Origin of the sequence: Arthrobacter sp. SO5 (assembly GCF_020532805.1) — a bacterium.
GTDB lineage: Bacteria > Actinomycetota > Actinomycetes > Actinomycetales > Micrococcaceae > Arthrobacter.
The window spans coordinates 1-4,788 of the sequence record NZ_MQTQ01000022.1 but is presented as its reverse complement, the minus strand read 5'-3'; the positions used below and the strand labels follow the sequence as shown (position 1 = coordinate 4,788).

Sequence of the window (4,788 nt, the reverse complement as noted above, 5' to 3'; positions counted from 1 at the left end):
GGCAGCACACCCAGAATGGCGGGCTCCCCCGCCGTGTTGGCGCCAAGCCACACCCAGTCCCCGGCCGCGGGTGGTTCTCCGGAGCGCGGGTAGGGCAGATGCAGAATCCCGTCACCCGCAGCGACGAGCACCAGGGTGCGGTCCACGCGGATGACCCGGGCCGCGGCGGTGCCACCCGGAACGGGGTGGTCCGCGAAGCGTGCCGCGACGGCCGTGGTGTAGCCGTAGCGGGAGGGTCCTGCCGAAAGGTGGTGGTTGATGATTTTTCCGGCGCCAGGAGCGCCCGGATGTGCGGGAGATGTAGTCAACGAAAGCCCTTTGCTGGGGCCCCGCTCCCCGCGCCGCGCTGCGGGTTCCGGCGGAACCGGGCAGCGGCTGAAGGCTAGCGGGTGGTGAAAGCCGGGGCAGGAATAATGACGTTGCTGGCGGCGCGCATCGCGCGCAGTGCATTTGCAGTCATGGTCTCCACCTCCCCGTCGTCCCGGCCGGCGCTTCGGTGCCAGCGTTCCTAGGATAACCATCCGCTCCCCGGCCTGGCTAGGTTCGCGGTGAGGAAAGTTTGCCGTTCAGCGGCCGTTCCCGGTAGAGCCGGAGCGCAGCGTCCACGAGCGAGACTTTGTTCAGCCCCTCGACCTCGGCGAGCGGGATCCAGGCAGCGTGGGTAGTGCTGCCGTTAACCTCGTGCCGCAGCTCACCGCCGGTGATGCTCGCCTCGTAGACGAGCCGCAGGGACTGGAAGTCCCGTTCGCCGCCGTCGATCCGGATCTCGGCGGGCCAGTGCCCGACGTCGATCCCCAGCATGGCTCCGATCCTGGCGTCGTACCCGGTCTCCTCGTACACCTCACGACGGCACCCGTCCACCGGATGCTCGGCGAGATCCAGGCCTCCGCCCGGCAGGGTCCAGCCTTCCTTGGCACCCTGCTTCCAGTAGGCCAGGAGGATGGCCCCATCGCGGATAATGACGGCATAGGCGGCCGGGCGGGTATCGAAATTCAGGCTCATGCCCCCAGCGTAGTAGCCTGCCCTCTCCTGCTCAGCCGGTCCTGTTCACCCGGTCCTGCTCAGCCACGAGCTGGAGCACGCCGAAGACGGGGTCCTGCGCCAGGACACGGACGTCGCTGATTCCCGCGGCAGCCAGTGCCGACCGGAAGGCCGCCTGGAGCCTCGGCACATTCATGCCCAGGCCGCCGCCCAGAATCACCGGACCGTCGATGCCGAGCTTCCGGGCCGTCTGCTCGGCCAAGCCCGCGAGATCGCGCCCGGCGCGGTCCACGAGTTCTTCGCTTACGCCGTGGCCCGCGGCTGCGGCATCGACCACGAGGCGGGCACGCTGGGCCCAGTAGCGGCGGCCGGTGTCCGGCGAATGGAAGAGCGCGATCAGCTGATTAGGATCATCGACGCCGCAGGACGCCAGCAGGGCTGTGGTGAGTTCGTCCGGTTCCCGTCCCTGGTTCATCCGGCTCAGGCTGTGGCGGACAGCCTCGCGGCCCAGCCAGTATCCGCTGCCTTCATCGCCCAACAGGTAGCCCCAGCCGCCGGCGCGTGCTTCCTCGCCGCGGCTGTTCCTGCCCCAGGCGGCCGAACCCGTTCCGCCGATGACGGCGACGCCGGTGCTCACGCCACCGGCGGCCAGCAGCAGCCGGGAATCGTGGACCACGGTGATCCGGGCGCCGGGGACATGCGGGGCGATCAGCGCGCCGAGCGCCGCGGCGTCGGCGTCGGTGTCGATACCGCCGGCTCCTGCGTAGACCTGGGCGACCGTTCCGCCGCCGATCCTGGCAAAGAGCTCCGCGAGGTGGCGGGCAGCTTCCGCACGGCTGACGTTCTGCACGTTTGAGCTGCCGACCGATTCGTCGGCCACCGCGCGGCCCGCTACGAACCGGACGCCGCGGGTCTTGGTCCCGCCGATGTCCAGGCCGATCACCACACCTGCGGCGGGCGGGGAGGAGGGCACGGAGTCCGCGGCCGGCGGGATGTCAGAATGAGTCACCAGAACAGCCTACTGAAGAGCCCCCAGGAGTGACCCATGCCGCACGCCCTCTTCGGCACCCGCATCATTGCGGCCCCCATGGCCGGCGGGACGTCCACGCCCGGTTTCGTCAGCGCGGTGCACGACGCCGGTGCCCTGGGTTTCCTTGCCGCAGGCTACAAGAGCGTTGAGGCCATGCAGGCGGAGATCAGCAGCGCCCGGGCCGCGGGGGCGCGCTTCGGCATGAACCTCTTCGTCCCTGATCCGGTACAGCTCAGACCGTCTGCGGCGCTGCAGGCCGAACTGGAGGAATACCGCTCCCGCCTGCAGCCGGATGCCCGGCGTTACGGCGTCGAACTCCCGCGGCCGCGGTTGGACGACGACGATCACTGGCAGGGCAAGATCGATGCGTTGCTGGCGGACCCGGTGGAACTGGTCAGTTTCGCCTTCGGGCTGCCGGGCGCTGATCTGGTGCGCAGACTTCGCCGGGCGGGCTCCGTGGTTCTGGCCACCGTCACCTCTGAGGCCGAAGCGCAGCAGGCGGCCGGGCAGGGCGTGACGGCGCTCGTGGTCCAGCATGCAAGCGCCGGAGGCCATAGTGCGGCGTTTCAGCCGGGCACCGACGGGTCCGGAGTCGGCCGCAGAGGCGGCCGTCCGGACACGACGGCGGAGCTGGTCGCCCGGGTGCGGTCCGCCGTCGGACTGCCGGTGATCGCGGCGGGCGGGGTGATGGACCGCGCCGGAGTGGAGGCCGTGCTGGCCGCGGGAGCCGAGGCGGCGCAGATGGGCACGGCGTTCCTCAGGACGGCTGAGAGCGGCGCCCGGCAGTTGCACAAGGACGCCCTGGCCAGCCCCCGCTACACCGGAACCACACTCACGGCGGCCTTCACGGGCCGGCGGGCCCGGGCGCTGGTCAATGAGTTCGTCCTGGACCACCCCGGGGCCCCGGAAGCCTATCCGGCCGTCCACCATCTCACGGCGCCCCTGCGTGCGGCGGCGGCGGCCGCCGGGGACCCGGAACGGCTGAACCTGTGGGCCGGCACCGGCTGGCAGCAGGCCCAGGCGGGTCCCGTGGCGGAGGTCGTGGCCCGGCTGCTGGGCTGACGCCTGACCGTGTCCGCGGCCAACCTGCGCCCGCTGGCGGGCTCAGGTCCCCGAGCGCCCCCGGACAAAGCCGGCCAGGAGCGCCGGGCCCTCGCTGAGCACCAGTTCCCGGAACAGCCGCACCGGGTCCGGCTCCGACTCCGCTCCCCCGCGCCGTTCCCGCCAGGCCAGGCCGATCTCCCGGAAGGCGAGACCGGACTTGAGGGGGATCTCCACCCAGCCAAGGTCGCCGGCCTGCGCCTCCACAGGCCGCCCGGGGCCGCCGGGCGGGAGGATACTGACGCCGAGCCCCGCCGACACGAGGCCGCGGACGGTGTGCGAATCCTGGCTTTCGAAGGCGATCCGGGGCCGGAAGCCGGCCTCGCGGAAGAGCGCGTCGGTGAGCGAACGCATGCCGTAGCCGGCGCCCAGCGCCACGAACGGATCCTGCCGGATGTCCGCGAGCCGGGCGCGACGGCGGGTGGCCAGCCGGTGCCGGTGGTGGACGACGAGCCGCAGCGGTTCCCGGTACAGGGCGGCCGAGGAGATCAGCCGGCTCGGCGCGGCGACCGGAGCCGTCAGGGCCAGGTCCGCGTCCCCGGCGGCCAGCTCGGCCAGGCAGCCGTCCCTGGCCCCCTGGCTCAGGTCGAAGGCCGTCTGCGGATGCCGGCTCCGGAAGGCGCTGATCAGCAGCGGCAGCATCGCCTCCCCAAAGGTGTGCTGGAAGGACACCGCAATCCGGCCGCGCACCACATCCGACTCGTGCCGGACCAGGTCCAGCCCCGTCTGGAATTCACCCAGTGCAGCCTCGATGTGTGGCAGGAGCGCCTTGGCGGCGGGAGTCAGCCGGACCCCGCGGCCCTCGCGGATCAGCAGTTCAGTCCCGATGATCGCGCTCGCACGCGCTATGGACCGGCTGACCGTCGACTGCGGCAGGCCCAGCACCTCTGCCGTAGCGGTGACGTGCCGGGTCCGCCCGAGCTCGGCCAGCAGCGGCAGCAGCGGCAGCAGCTGCACCAGTTGCTTGTGATCCGCGTCCATGGGGAGCCGTCCTCATCTGATCCGTATTTGGCATTGATTCTATGAAAATCATGCATTGGAAGCATTCCTTAGTCCAGGCCTATTCTGGGGACATGCCACGAATCGAAGTGCCCAGCCGCTCCGCTGAGGCCGTTCGCGTCCTCGCGGCCCCCGTTGCCGCCAGCGGCTTTCAACGCCCCGACGGTGCGGCCACGGCGTGGGCCGGCCACAGGAAGGGGTCGGCCGCCTACACGAAGATCCTGGCGGGACTTGCGTTCGCCGGCGTCGCGACCTTCGCCCAGCTCTATTCCACCCAGGCCGTGCTGCCCATGATGGCGGCGGACCTGCAGGTGACGGCAGCCGAGGCGGCGCTGACCATTTCGCTGGCCACCGTGGGGCTGGCGGTCACGGTCCTACCGTGGTCCTTCCTGGCCGACCGGATCGGCCGGGTCCGGGCCATGATGTGGGGCATCTCGGCAGCCACCGTCCTGGGGCTGCTGGTGCCGCTGGCCTCAAGCTTCCCGATGCTCCTGGGCCTGCGGATGCTCGAAGGCATGGCCCTGGGCGGCATCCCGGCCATCGCGATCGCCTACCTCAACGAGGAGGTCAACAAGGCCCACGCCGCCATGGCGGCAGGCAGCTACGTCGCCGGCACCACCCTCGGCGGACTCGCGGGACGCCTTGTGGCCGGGGCGGCCGGGGAACTGTGGGGGTGG

Annotated in this window: 5 protein-coding genes and 1 pseudogene; 2 read left to right on the top strand and 4 right to left on the bottom strand. The window is 71.2% G+C overall.

Features of this window, described 5'->3' with window-relative positions; translation table 11 throughout:
• The 3 genes and pseudogenes from BJG92_RS03970 to BJG92_RS03960 form a co-directional block, all read right to left on the bottom strand.
• Positions 1 to 308: pseudogene (locus BJG92_RS03970) on the bottom strand (ribosome small subunit-dependent GTPase A); the annotation flags it as partial.
• 229 nt (positions 309 to 537) lie between these two features.
• Positions 538 to 1,002 carry an NUDIX hydrolase gene (locus BJG92_RS03965; RefSeq protein ID WP_232082725.1) on the bottom strand — a complete coding sequence of 155 codons (465 nt, stop codon included), beginning with the start codon at positions 1,000 to 1,002 and terminating at the stop codon, positions 538 to 540.
• 31 nt (positions 1,003 to 1,033) lie between these two features.
• Positions 1,034 to 1,990, bottom strand: a complete 957-nt coding sequence (locus BJG92_RS03960) for a BadF/BadG/BcrA/BcrD ATPase family protein (protein WP_232082724.1) — start codon at positions 1,988 to 1,990, stop codon at positions 1,034 to 1,036.
• 36 nt (positions 1,991 to 2,026) lie between these two features.
• Between BJG92_RS03960 and BJG92_RS03955 the strand changes: the two genes are divergently transcribed.
• Positions 2,027 to 3,073 (top strand): nitronate monooxygenase, encoded by a 1,047-nt coding sequence (locus BJG92_RS03955; RefSeq protein ID WP_232082723.1) that lies wholly within the window; start codon positions 2,027 to 2,029, stop codon positions 3,071 to 3,073.
• 42 nt (positions 3,074 to 3,115) lie between these two features.
• On the opposite strand, the gene BJG92_RS03950 is transcribed toward BJG92_RS03955, so the two are convergent.
• A complete protein-coding gene (locus BJG92_RS03950) occupies positions 3,116 to 4,093 on the bottom strand; it encodes a LysR family transcriptional regulator (protein ID WP_232082722.1) in 978 nt (325 codons plus the stop codon).
• Between the two features lie 92 nt (positions 4,094 to 4,185).
• On the opposite strand from BJG92_RS03950, the gene BJG92_RS03945 reads away from it, so the two are divergent.
• Positions 4,186 to 4,788 (top strand): MFS transporter (locus BJG92_RS03945; RefSeq protein WP_232082721.1); only part of this gene is annotated, 603 nt, incomplete at its 3' end.

Coding starts and splice junctions, on each gene's coding strand:
- BJG92_RS03955 (WP_232082723.1), top strand. CDS start 2,027: ATGCCGCACGCCCTCTTCGGCACCCGCATCATTGCGGCCCCCATGGCC.
- BJG92_RS03950 (WP_232082722.1), bottom strand. CDS start 4,093: ATGGACGCGGATCACAAGCAACTGGTGCAGCTGCTGCCGCTGCTGCCG.
- BJG92_RS03965 (WP_232082725.1), bottom strand. CDS start 1,002: ATGAGCCTGAATTTCGATACCCGCCCGGCCGCCTATGCCGTCATTATC.